Consider the following 20,249-nt stretch of genomic DNA (forward strand, 5'->3'; position numbering starts at 1 on the left):
ATGACCAGTACTGCGGGATTCGACGCGCTGGACTCTGGTATCCAGCACCACATCGTAAACAGCCTCCGGTGGCCGGGCCTGCGGCCACTCCAGAATCACGCGGTGGCGCCGATTCTGGCCGGCGAGGATGCCATCCTGCTCGCGCCTACGGCCGGTGGCAAGACGGAGGCAGCGGTCTTTCCGATCCTGACCAAGATGCAACGCGAACGCTGGTCGGGGACGTCGGTTCTCTACCTCTGCCCGCTCAAAGCGCTACTCAACAACCTCCAGCCACGCGTCGCCGAGTACGCCGACTGGGTCGGCCGTGATGCGGCCACGTGGCACGGCGATGTCACGGCCGGACAGCGCAAGCGCATCAAGGCCGAACGCCCGGACGTGTTGCTGACTACGCCCGAGTCCCTTGAATCGATGCTCGTCTCCGAATCGGTCGATCCGGCAGTTGTGCTCGGCGAACTGCGAGCCGTCGTGATCGACGAGGTGCACGCTTTCGCCGGGGACGATCGTGGTTGGCATCTCCTCGCGGTGTTGGCGAGACTCGAGAGTCTCGTCGGTAGGCGGCTGCAGCGGATCGGAATGTCCGCCACCGTCGGTAATCCCGACGACCTCTTGAGCTGGCTCCAGGGTGGCGCCCGCACTGCCGGCCGGGTGATCAATCCTCCCGCGCGCCAGGCCGACCCACCGGAGCTCACAGTCGATTCGGTGGGCAACATCGAGAACGCCGCAACGGTGATCGCCGCGCTGCATCACGGTGAGAAGCGTCTGGTGTTCGTCGATTCTCGGAGGTTGGCCGAGGAGCTCGGATCTGAGCTTCGCGAGCGCGGAATCACTACGTTCGTCTCCCATTCCTCGTTGTCGGCGGATGAACGCCGACAGTCGGAGGAGGCCTTCGCCGAAGCCAGGGACTGCGTGATCGTCGCAACGTCCACGCTCGAGCTCGGCATCGACGTCGGAGACCTCGATCGTGTCATTCAGGTCAACGCGCCGAAGAGCGTCTCGTCCTTTCTGCAGCGGCTCGGCCGAACCGGCCGACGCCCCGGCACAGTCCGCAACTGCCTCTTCATGGCGACGAGCGACGAAGCAGTCCTCAACACCCTGGGCATGCTGCACTGCTGGTCGGAGGGCTTCGTCGAACCTGTGCTCGCTCCTCCCGAACCGCGCCATATCGCCGCGCAACAGTTGCTCGCCCTGGCGCTGCAGACTCGCCGCGTACCGATCGACGGTTGGCGCGGCAGCTGGGGTTCCCTCCCACTGTTCGACCACGACGGCGACGAGATCTTCCAGTACCTCCTCGACGAAGGCTTTCTCGAGCATGACTCAGGCACCGCGTTCATCGGTGCCGAGGCGGAGAAGCGCTTCGGGCGCCGCCACTTCATGGAGCTGCTCGCCGTCTTCACCGCCGCCCCCGAGTTCCGTGTCTTCGCCGGCCGGCAGGAGGTGGGGTCGGTGGATGTATCGGTCCTCACCGACCTCGTCGACGGTCCGCGCGTTCTCCTTCTCGGCGGCCGGTCCTGGCAGGTCACCCACGTGGATTGGAAGCGCCGCCAGGTGTACGTCGAATCGAGCACGCTGGCAGGCAAGGCCAAGTGGGGCAGCGCCGCCGACGGTGACTCCTTCGCCCTCACCCGCGGTGCACGCGCAGTCCTGCTCGGTTCCCTGCCCGACGGGGTGACGCTCACTCGACGAGCGTCTGCGACCTTGAGCGACCTCCGCGAGACTTCAGGATGGAGCGTTTCCGAACGCGGCCTTGTTGTGGCGCGGGAGAAGAACGAGTGGCGATGGTGGACGTGGGCCGGCACCAAGGCGAACCGCACCCTTGCGGCATGGGCACCAGACCTCGTCGCTCCTAGGCAATCGTTCAACAGTCGTTATCTGCGCCTCCACGCCGACCTGACCGCCGGCTCGATCGCCGACCAGATCCAGCTACTCCGGCTCGATGACGAGGCGCAACAGCGACTCCCGCTGATCGACGATCGATCCCTCGAAGGGCTCAAATTCTCGGCAGCGCTCCCCGATCACCTCGCGCGACGCACCGTCGCCGTTCGCGACATGGACGTCGACGGTGCCCTCGACTGCGCATCCCACGTGGCCGTTGTTCGGTTCAGTGGGTAGGTCCTGCACGTAGTGCCCATCGAGCCGCCTACGCGTATTTCAAATGCGAACTTGCCCCGCCGACGTCATGAAGTCGCAGGCTTTCCAGTGGTTCTCCAAGGCCTCGTCGGCAGGCTCCGAGCCGGCGACGATTGGATTGCGCAGACGTTTTCCATGGAAGTCGCCGTACGCCCCCTCACGCAGTCCGGGGGCCACACGGACACGACGATCCGCGCCGACGGTGACTAGGAACTTGTCGAATAGCCTGTGCAGGTCGACACGCAGGAGGAGCCCGTTCTTCACCGAATCCGACTGCATGCCCCGGTACGAAACGATGTGAGCCGCCTCGAGCACCTCGGTGACGTCGCTGCCCGATATTGCACATCGACCGTCGTACGCAACCAGAAGACCGTCGCGAAAGCCCGATTGGCCAGGTCGGATCACGACATCGGTGACCCGCCGTAGCCGTCGGTCGGCCGCGTCGAGAAATGCCCCCTTTGCAGTGAGCTGACGAAGCAATGCCTCGTCGATCTCACTCGACGCGTCCAGAAAGAGCGATTTGAGGAACCTCTCTCCTGCGCCGGTCTTCACCTCAATCACAGGGATGTTCGGAGATGCCTTCGTTCCAATGCGCGCACGAACTTCATCCCACGTCGGCGACGTAACCGGTGCTGCCGCCCGCTTCACCAGGTGCACTCGATATCGGTAGCGAGTCGGTGAATCATCCGTCCAGTGAGCTGGCGGCATTTCCTCTGTTCGAGGCTCGATCGAGCTCGTCGTGGTCGCCCAGCCCACGACCTTCTTCACACCAGCCTGCCAGAAGAAGAGATCATCTCCGGCTCGAATGTCGCGACGCTGACCGAAGTCCCACCACTTGTCCTCGAATGCGATCCCCATGTGCTCGGGATACTCGCTGGCGATCGTAACGATCCATGCCGTCATTGCCCATGCGCCCTTCAAGGTTCGCATCGGGTGGAGGCGTTTCCTATGCGGAAGCCTGTCGGGCCGAGCTCGTTTCGTTGCTACTGCTGCACGAGACGCCGGAGCGCCTCGCGGGTCTGTTCATCGGTCGAGTACAGAACGGTGCCGACCATGCCGCGGGTGAGCAGCACCTTGTAGGTGTTGCGGATCAGCAGGTCGAACCGCACGTCCGTGAGGTTCTTCTTCGACTTGAGGCTGGGATCGCGATTCTCGTCCCCTCGCACGACGAATCGGCCGTCACGCCACACCAGATCCGGTCCGAGGATCACGCCGCTCCAGTCGTATTCGAAGCCCTGCGCCGTGTACACGCATCCGACCTGCCCGAAGCCGCCGTCCTCGGTCGCCCACAGCTGCGAGGGCGGAACGTCGCCCATCCGTCGGTCGGACTTGGAGTTCCACGGCCTGACCCAATCGTCGATGACGACGTCCGGCACCAGCGTCCGCTCGGGAGTGGGATCGCTCCACGGCCAGCAATAGCCGGCGGTCATGCGCGCGGAGTAGCCCTTGTCCCGCTGCTCACTGAGCATCCGTTCGAAGTCCCACGGCGTCTCCGCGATCCGCACCTCGAAGCCGTCGTCTCCCGTCCACGTCCACGGCGCCCGCTCACCGAGTCCGACGAGGTCCAGTACCCATTCGACGTACCGCTCACTTCCCCCGCAGCGGAACTGGTCGTCGAGCGCGATGTGCACTGTCTCCAGTCCGAGCGAGGCGGCGTAGGCACGGATCTGAGGCAGCGAACCCAGTTCTCCGGGGCGCACCACCTGGTGCTCGTCGAGCAGGAAGAGCGGAACTCGAGCGGCTGCGATGAGCTCGTCCACCTGCGGGCGCCCGGTCCGGTCCGCCGCGCGCGTGTATCTGTTGGCGGACGTCTCTCGGATCCGATGCGCCTCGTCGAGGATGAGTACGTCGAGCCCGTTGCGGTCAGCGGTGACGAACTGGTTGAAGTACTTGAACATCGCTTTGACGCGGGGCGTCCTTGCACCCGCGACCTGGCGCAGGGTCGTGGTGAACGATCGGGACCCGGTCGCGTGCAGCACCGTCCGACCCCGTCGGGCCAGATCACCGAGCAGGGCGAGCGCGATCGCGCTCTTGCCGCTTCCTGGACCACCCGTCACCACGAGCACCCGCTTCGTGTCGGCGGCCCGGGCCCGCTCCACGTCGTGCAGCACCAGGTCGACCGCGAGCTTCTGGTTGCCGATCAAGTGGAAGACCTGCCGCTCGCGCACCTCCTCCGCAGCGACGGCGAGCAGTTGCTGTGACGGTGCGGCGCGCGAGTTCAGCAGGGCATCGGCGGCGTAGCCGGACGGCGCACCGGCCTTGAGCCGCGTGCGGAGGTACGCAAGCATGGCGTCGGTGTCAGCCCCGGTGAACAGACGCCCCTCAGCCGTGGCGGGATGGGCACCGAGGTCGGCGACTTCGCCGGGATCGTGGACGTTGTGCAGATACGCGATACCTGCCAGCGGATCATCCTGACCGCGCAACGCTCGGACGAAATCCCCGATGTACTCGCAATAGCCGGCCACCTGGGCGACAGGGTGTAGTACCGGACCACCGAGGTGCGGGACGGTCACCATGCCCGGATCGTCCTCGAACAAGGCAGCGGACGACCACTGCTTCAGCTCGACGACCACGTACGACGGTGCACCCGTGTCGGGGTGAGTACCGGCGAGGACGACGTCTGCGCGACGGGAGGTCAGCGGCAGCTTGTACTCGATCAGCATCTCGACGTCGCCCAGACCGCCGTGGCGCAGATCCGCGGCGAAGGACGGGAGACTGCTTCCCCACGACCGTTGCTCAGCACCGGCGACGGTGATTCCGCGTTCGAACAGCATGCGCTCCAGCAGCTTCTCCACGAGCGACTCCGACGTGTACTCCTCGAGCAGTCGATTCGCGGTCACCCGCAACAACGTCACGCCAAAATCCCCCAGGGCAGCACGAATGATCGTGCGGAGGGGATCTGCCCTGAGCGGGAGTTCCGTCGAACCGCTGACCTGAGACTACCGCGATGCGGAAGACCGCCACCAAAAACTTGTCAGTGGGCGGTGCGATGCTTCCGCCATCAGGTCCTGGGGAGGATGAAATGACCGCACGCACAAGCATTCTGACTTGAACTAACAGTCATCACTTCTGACGGGCGCGTTCTGCGCACCGTCGGCCTGATCCACCGGAGCCGAGGCTCCACTCACGACGTAGGGCACTTCCCGCCTCACGTCGACTTCACTGATCCCAAGAATCGAGGATTCGTCATGTCTCAGCAGCCCTTCCCGCTGCAGCCCGGCCAGCCCGAGCAGCCCGGTCAGCCCTACGCCGGTCAGCCGTACCCGGGTCAGCCCGCGCCCTACGGCGCCCCGCCCGCTCCCCCTGCCAAGAAGAAGCGCAAGTGGCCGTGGATCGTGCTCGCGGTCATCGCCTTCCTGGTGGTCGTCTCCGTCGCCACCGGCGGCGGCGACAAGGACGAGGCGACCGCCGCCGGCGGCACCACGGCCGGCACTGCCGCGCCCGCGAAGGCGGACCCGAAGGCCGTGGGCCTGAACACCCCCGTCCGCGACGGGAAGTTCGAGTTCGTCGTCACCGGCGTCCAGACCGGGCTCGCCGAGGTGGGCGACAACCCGTACCTCGCGAAGAAGGCTCAGGGCCAGTTCGTCGTCGTCGCGATGACGGTGAAGAACATCGGCACCAAGCCGCAGGACTTCAGCCCGTCGTCGCAGAAGGTCAAGGATGCGCAGGGCCGCTCGTTCGAGTCGGATTCCATGGCGCAGATCGCGCTCGGCGACTCCGACGTGCCGGTGTGGGACAACATCAACCCCGGCAACACGGTGCAGGTCAAGGTCGTCTTCGACATGCCCAAGGACGCCGAGCCCGCCACCATCGAGCTGCACGACTCGATGTTCTCCGGCGGCGCGACGGTCGCCCTGAAGTAGTCGCCGTGTCCCGGTCGTCGCAGGGCGGCGGCCGGGACATCGCCCCAGGCCTCGCCGCCCTTCACGGCGTAGCATGGTGCTACATACTGGTCACAGCGCCAGACGAAGCAAAGGAGTCGCCATGCCGCACCCCACCCGCATCGCCGACGACGTGTTCGAGGACGCCCGCGTCGAGGCGGCCGCGGAAGGTCGCTCGATCGCCGAACAGATCAACCACTGGGCGCGCATCGGCCGGAACGTCTCCGCTCACCACACCACGGCGCGCAGCCGCGTGGAGGCGGCGCTCGCGGGAACGCTGTCGCCGGACGCCCTGGACGAGGCGGAGTCGCGGACGTTCAACGCCGAGCTCAAGGTCGGGATCCGGGAGAGCCTGGATGAGATCGACTTCGGCGCTGTCCTCGCCGAGCGCGGCATCGTGACGGTCGCCCTCGACGACAACGGGCGGATGATGGAGTACCACCCGGACGGCACCGAACGAGTCATCGAGGACGCCCCGCTCCGATGAGCCAGGTCGAGCTGGTCGTCGGACCGAACGGCGCGGGGAAGTCGACGTTCGTCGAGCTCGTGCTTCAGCCCCGCGTCCCTCGATTGCCCTTCGTCAACGCGGACGTCATCGCCAAGGCACGATGGCCGGACTCTGCCGAGGCCCACTCCTACGAAGCGGCGCGCATCGCTGCGGCCACCCGCGAGCGCCTGCTCGAATCGGGGAGGTCGTTTATCGCCGAGACCGTGTTCTCGCACCCGTCGAAGATCGAGCTGATCCGATCCGCGCTGGATCGTGACTACGACGTGAATCTGCACGTCGTGATGGTTCCCGTGGACCTGTCCGTGCAGCGCGTGGCCCGTCGCGTCATCACCGGGGGCCACGCGGTTCCCGAGGACAAGATCCGCGAGCGGCACCATCGGCTGTGGTCGTTGGTGGCCGTGGCAGTCGAATCGACGACCAGCGCCACGTTCTACGACAACTCACGACGGACCGGCCCCGCCATCGTCGCCGAGTTCTTCCAGGGAATGCCCATCGGCGCCGGCCACTGGCCCGACTGGACGCCCCACGAGCTCTCGGAACTGTGGCACATTCGTGGCGGCGCTCAGCCCCGATGACTCGGTACATTCGAGGTAGGGCTCTGGAGGAGGTTCGAGATGGCGGAGACGGTGCCCCAGGAGATCGCCCACCGGGTGACCACGGCGGCCGACGCGGTCCTGGTCGGCCGGGAGCAGGCGCAGGCCGCGGCGCACGACGCCGCGCAGTACCTACAGAACCTGCGCGCGACGGCCATCGACGACGCCTATCGGCGGTTCACCGCGAGCAACACGCCCGGCTACCCGGCACATCTGCAGTACGGGCCGCCACCCCAGATCAGGAAGGGTGCGGCCGTCGTCGTCGTGTTCGGCGCGCTCGTGATCAGCAGCGCGATAGCGACGTCCGGCGTCCCCGCGATCCTGATCTTCCTACTCGCGGCCGCCGGAGTCGCCGGGTTCCACTTGTGGCGGCTCACGCGCTACAAGAACCGGATCGCCGAGCGCGAGCAGGCGCGTCTCGCCGCGAATCCCTGGCCGTTCCGCGCCGAGCGCACCCCTGCGTACAACCCCGACGCCGAACCGGGCCAGACCCGCGTGGAGACCCGCCTCCTCGGCGTCGCGGTGCTGCTCACCGAGGAGATCCGCCGCTCCCCGGCGTGGAACAACCCGCTCCTCGATCAGCACCGCGTCCGGATCAACCTCGACGCCACGCTGCAGGACATCAGCCACCGCGCCCACCGCGTCTGGCGCATGCGCACCGACACCCCACGCCCGTCGGGCGCCTCGCCGGCAGCGCCCGCACTGGCCCAGCACATCGACGAGTACACGCACGCCGCGCGCATGGCCGAGGACGCCCTCCGCGACCACGTGGCGGCCCTCGCCGAGTACCTGGGTGAACTGCGCCCCGTCGAACGGCTCCTGGGCGATCTGCAGATCCTGGACCGCACCAACAGCAGCGCCCACCGCGAGCTGCTGGACCAGCTGTACCGGGACGCCGTCGGCAACGAGGCCGACGCGCTGCGCTTCCAGCACCACGCGGACGAGCTGCGCGACCTGCAGGCCAGCCTCGACGCCCAGTTCACATTCCTCCGCGAGCAGGTGGCCCGCACCAACCTGCCGCGCTGACCACACGTCCAGCCACCGAGAGGCGCCATGCCCCAGCGAGCACGCAGCGGCTCCCCCGACGCGTCGAACGCCGACCTCACCGTGGACCCGTGCGCCGTGGACGAGGCCGCGCTCCCGCCCGAGGACCTGTTCTGCTCGCTGGCGTGCCTGCGCTACGGACCGTCGGACGAGCCGCCGCGCTGGCGTGCCGCCGCCGACCTGCTCGCACAGGACCCCGGCCTCGTCGAGCGCTCTGTCTGGGCGGCGTCGGCGGCGCGCGACGCCGATGCGGTGGCCGCACACCTGCGTGCCGATCCCTCCCTGGCTGCCGGCCCGGGCGGCCCCTTCGGCTGGCACCCCCTCAGCTACCTCTGCTATTCGCGCCTCCCGATCGACGCGGCGATCGATCGCTCGCTCGATGCCGCGACGCTGCTCCTCGACGCCGGCGCCGACCCGAACACCGGCTTCCTGCACTCCGGCCTGCCCACCCCGTTCACCGCCCTCACCGGAGTCTTCGGCGAGGGCGAACAGGGCGCCGGCCGCGAGCCGCGGCACCCCCGCGCCCAGGAACTGGCCGCCCTCCTGCTGGAACGCGGAGCGCACCCCGCCGACCAGCAGACGCTCTACAACCGGATGTTCCGGCCCGACGACACGCACCTCCAGCTGCTCTTCGCGCACGGCCTCGCCGACGCCGGACCGAGTCCGTGGGAGACGCGCGTCGGTACCGAGACGGAGAACCGCGCGCAGGTCTGGCGCCGGCAGGTCGACTGGGCCGCGCAGCACGGCTTCGCCGCGCGCCTGAACCTCCTCGCCGAGCACGGCATCGACGTCACGGGAGTCACAGTCACCGTCCCGACCGTCCCCGACGACCCGAACGCGAGGGACGGCGAGGGCGCGACGCCGCTGCACCACGCCGCCTGGGCGGGCGACCTCGACCTGATCCGCGCGCTCCTCGACGCGGGGGCCGACCGCACCGTCGTCGACCTGCAGTACGGCACCACGCCCCGCGAGTGGGCCGAGCACGCGTACCAGCCGGAGGCGGAGCGACTCCTGCGCTGAGCTGCCACACCGGGCGCCCCGAGCATGGTTACATCGACAAATGACCACCACCCCCGGTTACAAACCCGACACCCGCTTCTTCGGACATCCCTGGCCGCTGGTGAACCTGTTCGGCGTCGAGATGTGGGAGCGCTTCTCGTTCTACGGGATGCAGGCGATCCTCGCGTACTACCTGTACTACTCGGCGTCCGAGGGCGGCCTCGGCTTCGACAAGACCACCTCGCTCGGAATCGTCGGCGCCTACGGCGGATTCGTCTACCTCTCGACCATCGCGGGCGCCTGGGTCTCCGACCGCCTACTCGGCGCCGAGCGCACCCTCTTCTACTCCGCGTGCCTCGTGATGGCCGGGCACATCGCCCTCGCGGCCATCCCCGGCGCGACCGGCGTCGCGATCGGCCTGGTGCTCGTCGCCGTCGGCTCGGGCGGCGTGAAGGGCAACGCCACCAAGGTGGTCGGCGACCTCTACCCGGCGGGCGACACTCGCCGCGACGCGGGCTTCTCGCTCTTCTACATGGGCGTCAACCTGGGCGCCTTCATCGGCCCCCTGCTCACCGGCTACCTGCAGGACAACGTCGGCTTCCACTGGGGCTTCGGCCTGGCCGCGGTCGGCATGGCGCTCGGCCTCCTCCAGTACGGGCTCACCCGCAAGATGCTCCCCCGGATCAGCCAGGAAGTGCCGAACCCCGCCTCGCGCACCGACATCCAGCGCGTCGCCACAGGCGCCGTGGTCGCGATCGCGATCGTCGTGGGCCTCATCCTGACCGGCGTGATCACCGCGAAGAACCTGGTGGACGCTGTGATCATCACCGTCGCCGCGATCTCCCTCGCCTACTTCGTCTTCCTCCTCCGCAGCAACCGGGTCGACGATGCCGAACGCAACGGCGTCAAGGCCTTCATCCCCCTCTTCCTCTCCCAGGTCGCCTTCTGGGCGCTGTTCCAGCAGATGTTCACGTTCGTCGCGGTCTACGCCGACGAGCGCCTCGACCGCACCCTCGGCGGCTGGGAGTTCCCCGCCTCCTGGATCCAGTCCGTCGATCCGGTCTACATCCTGATCTTCGCGCCCGTCTTCGCGGCGCTGTGGACGAAGCTCGGCCCGCGCCAGCCCAGCACGCCGATCAAGTTCGCCATCGGCACCATGGGCATCGGCGTCGCCTTCCTCGCCTTCCTGCTCATGCCCGCGGGCGTGAACACGGCGCCGCTGATCGGCCTGCTCGGGATCATGCTGATCTTCGCGCTCGCCGAGCTGTGCATCTCCCCCGTCGGCCTCAGTGTCTCCACCAAGCTCGCGCCGCGCGCCTTCGCAGCGCAGATGGTGGCCCTGAACTTCCTGTCCATCAGCCTCGGCACCGCCCTGGCCGGTCGCCTCGCGACGTTCTACGACCAGGACGACGAGGCGCCCTACTTCCTGATCCTGGGCGGCACCGCCATCGCCATCGGCCTGGTCGTCGTGGCCCTGACCCCGATGATCAAGCGCCTCGCCCCCGCCGTCGCCTGAGGGTGACCTGAGGGCACCGTCGAACCTGTCCAATCCCTTCACGCCCACGAGACTTCCGAGTAACTTCGTCACCAAGCACTGGAACGACGCGAGGAGCGGGTTTGCCGGCGGACGAGTACGACTACATCGTGGTGGGGGCCGGCAGCGCGGGCGCCGTCATGGCGGCGCGCCTGTCGGAGGATCCGGGCGTCTCCGTCCTGCTCCTCGAGGCGGGTGGCGAGGCGGATGCGGACGAGATCCACATCCCGCTCGCCTTCTCGGCGCTGTTCAAGACGAAGTGGGACTGGAACTACACCACCACCCCGCAGAAGCACCTCGACGACCGGCCGACGTACTGGCCGCGGATGAAGGCGCTCGGCGGCTGCTCGTCGATGAACGCGATGATCTACATCCGCGGCAACCGCGCGGACTTCGACGCCTGGGAATCGGAGTACGGCGCTACCGGCTGGTCGCACGACGACGTGCTCCCCTACTTCAAGAAGGCCGAGGGCAACGCCGCCCGCCGCGACGAGTTCCACGGCACCCACGGCCCCCTCAACGTCGAGGACCGGGTGTACACGCACCCGCTCGTCAACGCGTGGGTGGACAGCGCCGTCAGCTCCGGACTGAAACGGAACGACGACTTCAACGGCGCCGCCCAAGACGGCGCCGGCCTGTACCAGGTCACCTGCAAGGGAGGTCGGCGCTGGTCGACCGACAAGGCCTACATCGAACCGGCGCGCTCGCGGCCGAACCTCACGGTCGCACTGGGCGCCACCGCCCGGAGGATCGAGTTCGACGGTGACCGCGCCACGGGCGTGACCTTCAAGCAGCAAGCCGCGGAGCACACCGCGAAGGCGCGCCGCGAGGTGATCCTGTCCGGGGGCGCGATCAACACGCCGCAGCTGCTGATGCTGTCGGGGATCGGCCCGGCCGAGCACCTGGCCGAGTTCGGCATCGACACCCGGGTCGCCCTCGCCGGGGTCGGCGCCAACCTGCACGATCACCCGATCGTGCCGATCATCTTCGACACCCACGGCGCGAGCGACCTCATGGAGGCGCAGAACCTGCAGAACCTCCTGCGCTGGAAGCTGCTCGGCAACGGCCCGCTGGCGTCCAACGGCGGTGAGGCGGGCGGCTTCTTCCGCTCCCGCGACGATCTCGAGCACCCGGACCTGCAGTACCACGTCATGGGATCGGGCTTCTACGACAACATGCTGCACGAGCCGACGAAGCGCGGATTCATCTGCGGCCCCACGCTGGTAAACGTCGCCAGCCGCGGCCAGGTGCGGCTGCGCTCGGCGAACCCCGACTGGCACCCGTCGCTGGAGCCGAACTACTTCGATCAGCAGGCCGACCTCGAGGCGCTCCTCGCGGGCACGCGGGCTGGCTTCGAGCTGTGCCGCCAGGGGCCGCTCGCGCGCAACCTGGGCAAGCCCTGGCACGTGCCCGAGGATCCGTCGGACGACGACTTCCTCGCCCTGATCCGGACCTACGCCCAGACCCTGTTCCATCCGGTGGGCACCTGCGCGATGGGGTCCGGCGAGGACTCCGTGGTGGACCCGCAGCTGCGCGTCCGCGGCACCGAGGGACTGCGCGTGGTCGACGCCTCGGTGATGCCGATGATCACGCGCGGCAACACGAACGCCCCCACCATCATGATCGCCGAGAAGGCGGCCGACGAGATCAGGAAGTCAGCATGACCGCAGCGAACACGAAGACCTTCGACTCCCTCAACCCCCGCACGGGCGACGTGGTCGAGACGTACCCGATCCACTCCGCCGACCACGTGCACGCCGTCGTGGCGCGGGCCCGCGAGCAGGCCGACTGGTGGCAGGAGATCGGCTTCGACGGCCGCAAGCAGGCCCTCAACACGTGGAAGGGCGTGATCACCCGGCGGATCAACCAGCTGGCGCAGATCGTGCATGACGAGACGGGCAAGCCGCACGGCGACGCCCTGCTCGAGGCGGCCCTCGGCATCGACCACCTCGCCTACGCCGCCAACCACGCGAAGAAGGTCCTCGGGCCGCGGCGCGTCGGCTCGGGCCTGGTCATGGCGAACCAGTCGGCGACGGTGCGCTACCACCCGCTCGGCGTCGTCGGCGTCATCGGCCCGTGGAACTACCCCGTCTTCACCCCGATGGGATCGATCGCCTACGCCCTCGCCGCCGGCAACGCCGTCGTCTTCAAGCCCTCGGAGTACACGCCCGGCGTCGGCGTGTGGCTGGCCCGCACGTTCGAGGAGGCCGTCGGCCGCCCCGTACTGCAGGCCGTCACGGGCCTCGGCGAGACCGGCAACGCGCTGTGCACCTCGGGCGTGAACAAGGTGGCCTTCACCGGCTCCACCAACACCGGCAAGAAGGTCATGGCCGCGTGCGCGGAGACACTGACGCCGGTGGTGATCGAGGCCGGCGGCAAGGACGCCTTCCTCGTGGACCGCGACGCCGACCTCGACGCCGCCGCCGATGCCGCGGCCTGGGGCGCCTTCGCCAACGCCGGCCAGACCTGTGTCGGCGTGGAGCGCGTCTACGTGCACAAGGACGTCTACGACCCGTTCCTGGAGAAGCTCGTCGCCAAGGCCCGCGAGGTCACGGCGAACGACTCCGAGGACTCCAAGATCGGCCCGATCACCATGCCGAGCCAGCTGGCGATCATCAAGGCGCACATCGAGGACGCCCTCGCCCGCGGCGGCCGCGCCCTCGTCGGCGGCGTCGACGCGGTCGGCGAGCGCTTCGTCCAGCCGACGGTGCTCGTCGACGTCCCCGAGGACTCGATCGCGGTCACCCAGGAGACCTTCGGCCCGACGGTGACCGTCGCCAAGGTGGACACCATGGACGAGGCGGTCGAGCTCGCCAACGCCACGAAGTACGGCCTCGCGGCGACGGTCTTCTCCAAGGCCCGCGGCATGGAGCTGGCGGACCGGATCCGCTCCGGCATGGCGGCCGTGAACGGCATCATCACGTTCGCCGGGGTGCCGAACCTGCCCTTCGGCGGCGTCGGCGAGTCGGGCTTCGGCCGCATCCACGGCCCCGACGGCCTGCGCGAGTTCACCTACGCCAAGGGCATCGCCCGCAAGCGCTTCAACCCGTTGCTCAACCTGACGAGCTTCGCGCGCACCGCGGCGCAGGAGGGTCAGCTCACGCAGCTGATGACGATCCTGCACGGGCGCGGAGGCACGATCAAGTAGCGGTTCAGCGCTGGTAGACGGCGGCGACCTCGCGGGCGCGATCCAAGGACTGCACCGCGAGCTCGCCGTCGCGGGCCTGGATGGCCCAGACCGCGACGAACTCGTCGCGCGGCAGTTCGAGGTGCGCGAACTGCGCGCCCTCGGGGAACGAGAAGCCCTCGACGACGTCCCACGGGTACGTGTTCTCGTTGAGCAGGTTCCGCACCGTCACCCCGTCGGGGCCGAGGCGCAGCCGGGGGCGGGCGAAGAGCAGCGCGCCGCAGGCCAGGATGATCCCGATGCCCACCATGCCCGCCTGATCGCCGGTCTTGAAGGCGATCCCCGAGTCGCCGCCGGCCTTGAGCAGCCAGGCGACGAAGGCGTGGCCCAGGACCAGCACCACGGCGAAGGACCAGGCGTAGATCTTGATCTTGCGCGGGGTCACTTCGAGCACGGGCTGCGTGGTCGCGTCGGTCATCACGGGCGCCATTCTACGGAAAGCGGACAGCGGGCCGTCGCCCGCGGCCGCGGCTACGCGGTCGGCAGGGCGGCGTGCACCGTCAGGGTGGTGTCGACGGCGCGGGCGGCCTCGGCCCCCTTGCCCACGAAGTGCCGCTCGAAGTAGGCCGTGTGCTCGTCGTGATCGTGGAAGTGGTGCGGGGTGAGCACCACCGAGAACACGGGCACGTCGGTGTCGAGCTGCACGCGCATCAGGCCGTCGATCACGGCGGTCGCGACGAACTCGTGCCGGTAGATGCCGCCGTCCACGACGAGGCCGGCGGCCACGACGGCCGCGTAGCGCCCGGTGGTGGCGAGCCGCTTCGCGGTGAGCGGGATCTCGTAGGCGCCGGGCACCTCGAAGACGTCGACCTCGGCACCGTCGTGGCCGAGGCGCTGCCACTCCTCGACGAAGCCGTCGCGGGCCCGGTCGACGATGTTGCGGTGCCAAGTGGCCTGGACCAGGGCGATGCGGCTCATCGGACCGCCCGCAGCCTGCGCAGCGTGAGAGCGGTGTCGAGCGCGGCCGACGCGGCCTGCTCGCCCTTGTCCTCGGCCGAGCCGGGCAGGCCCGCACGGTCGAGGGCCTCGGCCTCGGTGTTCGTGGTGAGCACGCCGTTGCCGACCGGCACGCCGGCGTCGAGGGACACGCGCAGCAGGCCCGCGGTGAGCGCGTCGCAGACGTACTCGAAGTGGGGGGTGCCGCCGCGGATCACGACGCCGAGCGCCACGACCGCGTCGTGGTTCTTCGTCAGTTCCTGCGCGACGACCGGCAGCTCGACGGCGCCCGCCACCCGCTCGACGGTGACGTGCCGTACGCCCGCGGACTCCGCGGTCCGCACGGCGCCCGCGAGGAGCGCCTCGCAGACGGTGTCGTGCCAGCGGGAGGCGACGATCGCGAGCCGCAGGTCGGCCGCACCGTCGAGAGCGATGTCGGGGATTCCAGCGCCGCTCACGCGGTACCTCCCTGGTCGAAGTGGTCGAGGTCGCGCAGGTCGTGCCCCATCCGGTCGCGCTTGGTGCGCAGGTAGTGGATGTTCTCGGCGTTGGCGCGCAGCGGCATGGCGACCCGCTCGGTGATCTGCAGTCCGTAGCCGTCGAGGCCGACGCGCTTGGCCGGGTTGTTGGTGAGCAGGCGCATCGACGTGATGCCGAGGTCCACCAGGATCTGGGCTCCGAGGCCGTAGTCGCGGGCGTCGGCGGGCAGGCCGAGCTGGAGGTTCGCGTCGACGGTGTCGGCGCCGCCGTCCTGCAGCTGGTACGCCTGCAGCTTGTGCATGAGGCCGATCCCTCGGCCCTCGTGCCCGCGCATGTAGAGCACCACGCCGCGGCCCTCCTGCGCCACCATCTCCATGGCGGCGTCCAGCTGGGGGCCGCAGTCGCAGCGCAGCGAGCCGAAGACGTCGCCGGTGAGGCACTCGCTGTGCACGCGAACGAGCACGTCGGCACCGTCGTCCGCGGTGATGTCGCCCTTGACCAGCGCGACGTGCTCGACGTCGTCGTGGATCGAGGTGTAGCCGACGGCCTGGAAGTCGCCGTAGCGGGTGGGGATGCGCGCGGAGGCGACCTGCACGACGTGCTTCTCGTTCTTGCGGCGCCAGGCGATCATGTCGGCGATGGAGATCATGGCGAGGCCGTGGTCGTCGGCGAAGACCCGCAGCTCGTCGGACTTGGCCATGCCGCCCGGGTCCTTCTCCGAGACGATCTCGCAGATCACGCCGGCGGGGGCGAGCCCGGCCAGGGTGGCGAGGTCGACGGCGGCCTCGGTGTGGCCGGGGCGGCGCAGCACGCCGCCGTCCTTGGCGCGCAGCGGCACGACGTGCCCGGGCCGGGTGAAGTCGTCGACCGTCGAGCTCGGGTCGGCCAGCTTCAGCATGGTGGTGGCGCGGTCGGCGGCGGAGATGCCGGTGCCCACGCCCTCCTTGGCGTCGACGGTGACCGTGTAGGCGGTGCCGTGCTTGTCCTGGTTGGTCGAGTACATGGGCGGGAGACCCAGCTTGTCGCAGGTGGCGCCGTCGAGCGGCACGCACAGGTAGCCGGAGGTGTAGCGGACCATGAAGGCCACCAACTCGGGCGTCGCCTTCTCGGCGGCGAAGATGAGGTCGCCCTCGTTCTCCCGGTCCTCGTCGTCGACCACGACGACGGCCTTGCCTGCGGCGATGTCCGCGATGGCGCGCTCGATCGAATCCATTCTCGTCATGGCTACTTCTCCTCCTCGCGCCCGGCGAATCCGGTCAGGCGCTCGACGTACTTCGCGACGATGTCCACTTCGAGGTTGACGACGGTGCCGGGCTCGGCCCCGCCGAGGTTGGTGAGCTCGAGGGTGGTGGGGATGAGCGAGACCTCGAACCAGTGCTGCGCGTCGTCGCCGGTCACCCCCTGCCCGAGGGCGGAGACGGTGAGCGAGACCCCGTCGATGGTGATGGAGCCCTTCTCGACGACGTAGCGGGCCAGCTGCTCCGGGAGGGCGAGCCGCACGACGGTCCAGTGCTCGGACGGGCTCAGGCTCAGGACGTGTCCGGTGCCGTCGACGTGGCCCTGCACGATGTGGCCGCCGAGCCGGGAGTTGATGGCGGCGGCGCGCTCGAGGTTGACGCGGTCGCCCGGGCCGAGCTTGCTCAGCGAGCTGCGACGGAGGGACTCCTCCATGACGTCGGCGGTGAAGGCGCCGCCCTCGACGGTGACGACCGTGAGGCAGACGCCGTTGACCGCGATCGAATCGCCGTGTTTCGCATCGGAGGTGACGAGATCGCCCTGGACCGTGAAACGGGCCGCATCCGGGAGGTCCTCGCGGGCGGTGATCACGCCCAACTCTTCGACGATGCCGGTGAACATCCGCCGCTCCTGCCACTTCGGCCTCAGGGCGGCACGACGACGCGGGGTACACCCGCGTAGTTCTCTTTCATCCGGACTATGACCGTCGGCTCCGGAATCGCACCGGAATCTGCTGACCCCCACCTCGCGGTGGGGCGCTCGCGGGCTCGAACACCGGGATCGCCCGGAGTCCATCACCGCCGGTGGGGAATCGCACCCCGCCCTGAGAACTTCCGCTTCCGAAGGTAGCACTGACCGGCCACGGCCCCAAGTGTTGGGCTCACGCAGAACGCAACAGGGTGACCAACAGGTCGTCGCCGAGCCGCTCGACGGTGTCCAGGCGCAGCCGCGTCGCGTCGGTGAGGGTGCCCACGCCGGGCACCGTCAGGGCGGGCAGCCCGGCGCCGAGCAGCACGGGGGCGATGTAGGCCTGGACGCGGTCCACGAGGCCGGCGGCGACGAAGGCGCCGATCACCGTCGCGCCGCCCTCGACCTGCACGTGCACGGCGTCGCCGGCGGCGTCGAGCGCGGCGCGCGGGTCGCGGCTGCGGACGACGCGCGCCTCCCCGGGACCGGTGAGCACCTTCGCGCCGGCGGGGATCTCCCGCTCCCCCAGGACGATCCGGGTCGGCTGGTGCGCCAGCGGCTCGCCGTCGGCATCGCGGGCGGTGAGCGCCGGGTCGTCGGCGAGGACGGTGCCGGTGCCCACGATGATCGCGTCGAGCTGGGACCGTTCGGCGTGCGCGCGCCGTCGCGCGGCGGGGCCGGTGATCCACTGGCTGGTGCCGTCGGGAGCGGCGATCCGGCCGTCGACGGTGGCCGCCAGCTTGACGGTGACCATCGGGCGGCCGTGCCGCTGCCGGAACAGCCACTCGGTGAGCGGCCACGGCTCGACGGCGAGGTGCTCCACCTCCACCCCGGCCGCGCGCAGGGTGTGGGCTCCCCCGGCGGCGAGCGGGTTCGGGTCGGCGGCTGCGTAGGCGACGCGCCCGACCCCGGCGGCGATCAGGGCCTGTGTGCAGGGCCCGGTGCGGCCGGTGTGGTCGCACGGCTCGAGGGTCACGACGGCGGTGCCGCCGCGCGCGGCGTCCCCGGCCTCGGCGAGCGCCACGACCTCGGCGTGCGGCCCGCCGGCGGGGGCGGTGCGGCCCCGTCCGGCGACGGTGCCGTCGGCCGCGAGGATGACCGCGCCGACGGGCGGGTTGGGGGTGCTGATCCCGCGGGCGGCCGCCGATTCCTCGACGGCCAGCGCGAGCGCGGCCTGCAGGTCCACCGTCAGGGGCGCGGGACGGCGGCGGCCTGGGCGCGGAGCTTGCGCAGCGCCTCGGCGGGATCCGCGGCGTTATAGACGGCGGAGCCCGCCACGAAGCAGTCGACGCCCGCGGCGGCGGCCTGCTCGATGGTGTCGGCGTTGATGCCGCCGTCGATCTCCACGAGCAGGCGCAGCTCGCCCGAGTCGACGAGGCGGCGGGCGGCGCGCGCCTTCTCCAGCACGTCGGCGATGAAGGACTGCCCGCCGAAGCCGGGCTCGACGCTCATGACCAGCAGCGTGTCGAAGCTCTTGAGGATCTCGATGTAGGGCTCGAAGGCGGTGCCGGGCTTGATCGCAAGCCCCGCCTTGCCGCCCGCGGCGCGGATGTCCTTGGCGACGGCGACCGGATCGTCGGTGGCCTCGGCGTGGAAGGTGACGTTGTACGCGCCGGCCTCGGCGTACGGCGGCGCCCAGCGGCCCGGGTCGTCGATCATCAGGTGGCAGTCGAGCGGGATCGTCGTCGCCTTGAGCAGGCTCTCGACCACGGGCAGCCCGAGGGTGAGGTTCGGCACGAAGTGGTTGTCCATGACGTCGACGTGCACCCAGTCTGCGCCCTCCGGTCCGCCCACGGCCTCCACTTCCGCCCCGAGTCGGGCGAAGTCGGCGGAGAGGATGGACGGCGCGATCATCGGCGAAGACATGCGTCGGATTCTACGTCTGCGGATCCGCGGCTCCGCGCGCACACGAGGCCGGATTCGGCGTCGCGAGGCGGTTCGGCCGCGGATTCACGCGCGCGGACCGCGACGTCGTTGTGTTTCATTTGTCACTCTAGTAACATCAGCACCACTAATCACACGGGTAACTCTCGTGTCGTCGATTGTTGAGAGGTCGTCATGCGGATCGCACGCACCACCTTGACCACGTTCGTGGCGGTCGCCGCGGCCGCACTCGTTGCCGCGGCGCCCGCGATGGCAGATCCCGCGGCACCCGCCGTGCCCGCGGTCCCCGTCGCCCCTGCGGCGGCGCCGGCGGCCGCACCGGCAGTCCCGGCCGCTCCGGCGGCGGCTGCTCCCGCCGCTGCGGCCCCGGCCGCCGCGCCCGCCGCAGCCGGCACCCCGCTGGTCTCCACCGCGAACGCGGTGCCCGCCTCGGCGCAGCCCGCGCTGACCGAGCTGGCGAAGATCCCCGGCGTGCAGCAGATCCTCGCGACCGGCCAGCTGCCCACCACCGACGTGGCGACGCTGGTGAAGATGTTCGGCAGCGACCCGAACGCGCAGAAGCTCCTCGGCCAGCTGCTCGCCGGCCAGGCCGCGGCCACCACGCCCGCCGCCGACACCAAGCCCGACGAGCCGCTGAAGTTCGCGGTCACCGGAGCGATCAACGACACCTTCACCAAGGACGGCGGCCAGAAGAAGTACGGCCAGCCCCTCGGCGTCGAGAAGGACGTCGCAGGCGGCTCCAAGGTGCAGGAGTTCACCAACGGCACCATCTACTGGAACCCGAAGGTCAACGGCGGCAAGGCGGCCGGCGTCTCGGGCGCGATCCGCGACTTCTACCTGAAGCAGGGCGGCCCCACCGGCAAGCTGGGCTTCCCGCTGATGAGCGAGCTCTCCGTCGGCGGCCCCACCGCGGGGTCCGTCGCGGGCGCCTACAACGACTTCCAGAACGGCTCGATCGTCTGGTCGCCCGAGAACGGCGCGCACGTCGTCTCCGGCAAGATCAAGGACCAGTGGGTCAAGGGCGGCGGCGCCTTCGGCATGGGCTACCCCAAGGGCGACGCGAAGCCCGGCCCCGGCGGCGTCCTCACCCAGGAGTTCACCAAGGGCGGCGTCCTCAAGGGCTGACACCCCTCCCCAATTGAACGACGTTCTG

The 20,249-nt window shown here is 69.5% G+C and carries 19 protein-coding genes and 1 riboswitch; of the genes, 10 read left to right on the forward strand and 9 right to left on the reverse strand.

The features are described 5' to 3' along the window. Entirely contained in the window at positions 1-2,109 is a 2,109-nt protein-coding gene (locus LB823_RS09365) for a DEAD/DEAH box helicase (RefSeq protein WP_224646692.1), read from the forward strand. 39 nt (positions 2,110-2,148) lie between these two features. On the opposite strand, the gene LB823_RS09370 is transcribed toward LB823_RS09365, so the two are convergent. After that, complete coding sequence (locus LB823_RS09370; RefSeq protein ID WP_224646693.1) at positions 2,149-3,030, reverse strand: HNH endonuclease; 882 nt, start codon at positions 3,028-3,030, stop codon at positions 2,149-2,151. Between the two features lie 80 nt (positions 3,031-3,110). After that, the gene (locus LB823_RS09375; RefSeq protein ID WP_224646694.1) at positions 3,111-4,982 is read right to left on the reverse strand and encodes a DUF2075 domain-containing protein; all 1,872 of its coding nucleotides are present in this window, start codon (positions 4,980-4,982) and stop codon (positions 3,111-3,113) included. 333 nt (positions 4,983-5,315) lie between these two features. Here LB823_RS09375 and LB823_RS09380 point away from each other — a divergent pair, with 333 nt between their 5' ends. The 8 genes from LB823_RS09380 to LB823_RS09415 all read left to right on the forward strand — a co-directional run bounded on the left by LB823_RS09380 (position 5,316) and on the right by LB823_RS09415 (position 13,834). Then, entirely contained in the window at positions 5,316-5,990 is a 675-nt protein-coding gene (locus LB823_RS09380) for a DUF4352 domain-containing protein (RefSeq protein WP_224646695.1), read from the forward strand. A gap of 121 nt (positions 5,991-6,111) precedes the next feature. Beyond that, the gene (locus LB823_RS09385; RefSeq protein ID WP_224646696.1) at positions 6,112-6,495 is read left to right on the forward strand and encodes a ParD-like family protein; all 384 of its coding nucleotides are present in this window, start codon (positions 6,112-6,114) and stop codon (positions 6,493-6,495) included. Continuing rightward, positions 6,492-7,091: a zeta toxin family protein gene (locus LB823_RS09390; protein ID WP_224646697.1), complete on the forward strand. Its 600-nt coding sequence runs from the start codon at positions 6,492-6,494 to the stop codon at positions 7,089-7,091. The genes LB823_RS09385 and LB823_RS09390 overlap by 4 nt, the downstream gene beginning before the upstream one ends. Positions 7,092-7,130: 39 nt before the next feature. Then, on the forward strand, positions 7,131-8,135 hold the full coding sequence (locus tag LB823_RS09395; protein WP_224646698.1) for a hypothetical protein: 1,005 nt from the start codon (positions 7,131-7,133) through the stop codon (positions 8,133-8,135). A gap of 27 nt (positions 8,136-8,162) precedes the next feature. Then, positions 8,163-9,173: an ankyrin repeat domain-containing protein gene (locus LB823_RS09400; protein WP_224646699.1), complete on the forward strand. Its 1,011-nt coding sequence runs from the start codon at positions 8,163-8,165 to the stop codon at positions 9,171-9,173. Positions 9,174-9,213: 40 nt separating this feature from the next. Beyond that, a complete protein-coding gene (locus LB823_RS09405) occupies positions 9,214-10,668 on the forward strand; it encodes a peptide MFS transporter (protein WP_224646700.1) in 1,455 nt (484 codons plus the stop codon). 101 nt (positions 10,669-10,769) lie between these two features. After that, on the forward strand, positions 10,770-12,350 hold the full coding sequence (locus LB823_RS09410; protein ID WP_224646701.1) for a GMC family oxidoreductase: 1,581 nt from the start codon (positions 10,770-10,772) through the stop codon (positions 12,348-12,350). Beyond that, positions 12,347-13,834, forward strand: coding sequence for an aldehyde dehydrogenase family protein (locus tag LB823_RS09415; RefSeq protein WP_224646702.1), 1,488 nt, complete (start codon positions 12,347-12,349; stop codon positions 13,832-13,834). The genes LB823_RS09410 and LB823_RS09415 overlap by 4 nt, the downstream gene beginning before the upstream one ends. A 4-nt stretch (positions 13,835-13,838) precedes the next feature. On the opposite strand, the gene LB823_RS09420 is transcribed toward LB823_RS09415, so the two are convergent. The 7 genes from LB823_RS09420 to rpe form a co-directional block, all read right to left on the reverse strand. Next, a complete protein-coding gene (locus tag LB823_RS09420) occupies positions 13,839-14,291 on the reverse strand; it encodes a PH domain-containing protein (RefSeq protein WP_224646727.1) in 453 nt (150 codons plus the stop codon). 53 nt (positions 14,292-14,344) lie between these two features. Beyond that, positions 14,345-14,791: a 6,7-dimethyl-8-ribityllumazine synthase gene (locus LB823_RS09425; protein ID WP_224646703.1), complete on the reverse strand. Its 447-nt coding sequence runs from the start codon at positions 14,789-14,791 to the stop codon at positions 14,345-14,347. Then, on the reverse strand, positions 14,788-15,267 hold the full coding sequence (gene ribH, locus LB823_RS09430) for a 6,7-dimethyl-8-ribityllumazine synthase (protein WP_224646704.1): 480 nt from the start codon (positions 15,265-15,267) through the stop codon (positions 14,788-14,790). Before ribH ends, LB823_RS09425 begins: the two co-directional genes overlap by 4 nt. Further along, positions 15,264-16,511: a bifunctional 3,4-dihydroxy-2-butanone-4-phosphate synthase/GTP cyclohydrolase II gene (locus LB823_RS09435; protein WP_068520822.1), complete on the reverse strand. Its 1,248-nt coding sequence runs from the start codon at positions 16,509-16,511 to the stop codon at positions 15,264-15,266. The genes ribH and LB823_RS09435 overlap by 4 nt, the downstream gene beginning before the upstream one ends. Positions 16,512-16,513: 2 nt before the next feature. Next, a complete protein-coding gene (locus LB823_RS09440; protein WP_224646705.1) occupies positions 16,514-17,146 on the reverse strand; it encodes a riboflavin synthase in 633 nt (210 codons plus the stop codon). A 55-nt stretch (positions 17,147-17,201) separates the two neighbouring features. Continuing rightward, a riboswitch (FMN riboswitch) is annotated at positions 17,202-17,360 on the reverse strand. Between the two features lie 45 nt (positions 17,361-17,405). After that, positions 17,406-18,398, reverse strand: a complete 993-nt coding sequence (ribD, locus tag LB823_RS09445; RefSeq protein ID WP_224646707.1) for a bifunctional diaminohydroxyphosphoribosylaminopyrimidine deaminase/5-amino-6-(5-phosphoribosylamino)uracil reductase RibD — start codon at positions 18,396-18,398, stop codon at positions 17,406-17,408. 2 nt (positions 18,399-18,400) lie between these two features. Then, positions 18,401-19,078, reverse strand: a complete 678-nt coding sequence (gene rpe / locus LB823_RS09450) for a ribulose-phosphate 3-epimerase (RefSeq protein ID WP_224646709.1) — start codon at positions 19,076-19,078, stop codon at positions 18,401-18,403. Positions 19,079-19,270: 192 nt separating this feature from the next. Here rpe and LB823_RS09455 point away from each other — a divergent pair, with 192 nt between their 5' ends. Further along, positions 19,271-20,221 (forward strand): LGFP repeat-containing protein, encoded by a 951-nt coding sequence (locus tag LB823_RS09455; RefSeq protein WP_224646711.1) that lies wholly within the window; start codon positions 19,271-19,273, stop codon positions 20,219-20,221. The last annotated feature ends 28 nt before the right edge of the window (positions 20,222-20,249 follow it).

Origin of the sequence: Tsukamurella sp. M9C (assembly GCF_020169415.1) — a bacterium.
In the GTDB taxonomy this organism is placed as follows: Bacteria; Actinomycetota; Actinomycetes; order Mycobacteriales; family Mycobacteriaceae; genus Tsukamurella.

Bases quoted from the DNA above. Each gene is read 5' to 3' on its own strand.
- LB823_RS09365 (WP_224646692.1), top strand. From the start codon at position 1: ATGACCAGTACTGCGGGATTCGACGCGCTGGACTCTGGTATCCAGCAC.
- LB823_RS09370 (WP_224646693.1), bottom strand. From the start codon at position 3,030: ATGACGGCATGGATCGTTACGATCGCCAGCGAGTATCCCGAGCACATG.
- LB823_RS09380 (WP_224646695.1), top strand. From the start codon at position 5,316: ATGTCTCAGCAGCCCTTCCCGCTGCAGCCCGGCCAGCCCGAGCAGCCC.
- LB823_RS09385 (WP_224646696.1), top strand. From the start codon at position 6,112: ATGCCGCACCCCACCCGCATCGCCGACGACGTGTTCGAGGACGCCCGC.
- LB823_RS09390 (WP_224646697.1), top strand. From the start codon at position 6,492: ATGAGCCAGGTCGAGCTGGTCGTCGGACCGAACGGCGCGGGGAAGTCG.
- LB823_RS09395 (WP_224646698.1), top strand. From the start codon at position 7,131: ATGGCGGAGACGGTGCCCCAGGAGATCGCCCACCGGGTGACCACGGCG.
- LB823_RS09400 (WP_224646699.1), top strand. From the start codon at position 8,163: ATGCCCCAGCGAGCACGCAGCGGCTCCCCCGACGCGTCGAACGCCGAC.
- LB823_RS09405 (WP_224646700.1), top strand. From the start codon at position 9,214: ATGACCACCACCCCCGGTTACAAACCCGACACCCGCTTCTTCGGACAT.
- LB823_RS09415 (WP_224646702.1), top strand. From the start codon at position 12,347: ATGACCGCAGCGAACACGAAGACCTTCGACTCCCTCAACCCCCGCACG.
- LB823_RS09420 (WP_224646727.1), bottom strand. From the start codon at position 14,291: ATGACCGACGCGACCACGCAGCCCGTGCTCGAAGTGACCCCGCGCAAG.
- LB823_RS09425 (WP_224646703.1), bottom strand. From the start codon at position 14,791: ATGAGCCGCATCGCCCTGGTCCAGGCCACTTGGCACCGCAACATCGTC.
- LB823_RS09435 (WP_068520822.1), bottom strand. From the start codon at position 16,511: ATGACGAGAATGGATTCGATCGAGCGCGCCATCGCGGACATCGCCGCA.
- LB823_RS09440 (WP_224646705.1), bottom strand. From the start codon at position 17,146: ATGTTCACCGGCATCGTCGAAGAGTTGGGCGTGATCACCGCCCGCGAG.
- rpe (WP_224646709.1), bottom strand. From the start codon at position 19,078: ATGTCTTCGCCGATGATCGCGCCGTCCATCCTCTCCGCCGACTTCGCC.
- LB823_RS09455 (WP_224646711.1), top strand. From the start codon at position 19,271: ATGCGGATCGCACGCACCACCTTGACCACGTTCGTGGCGGTCGCCGCG.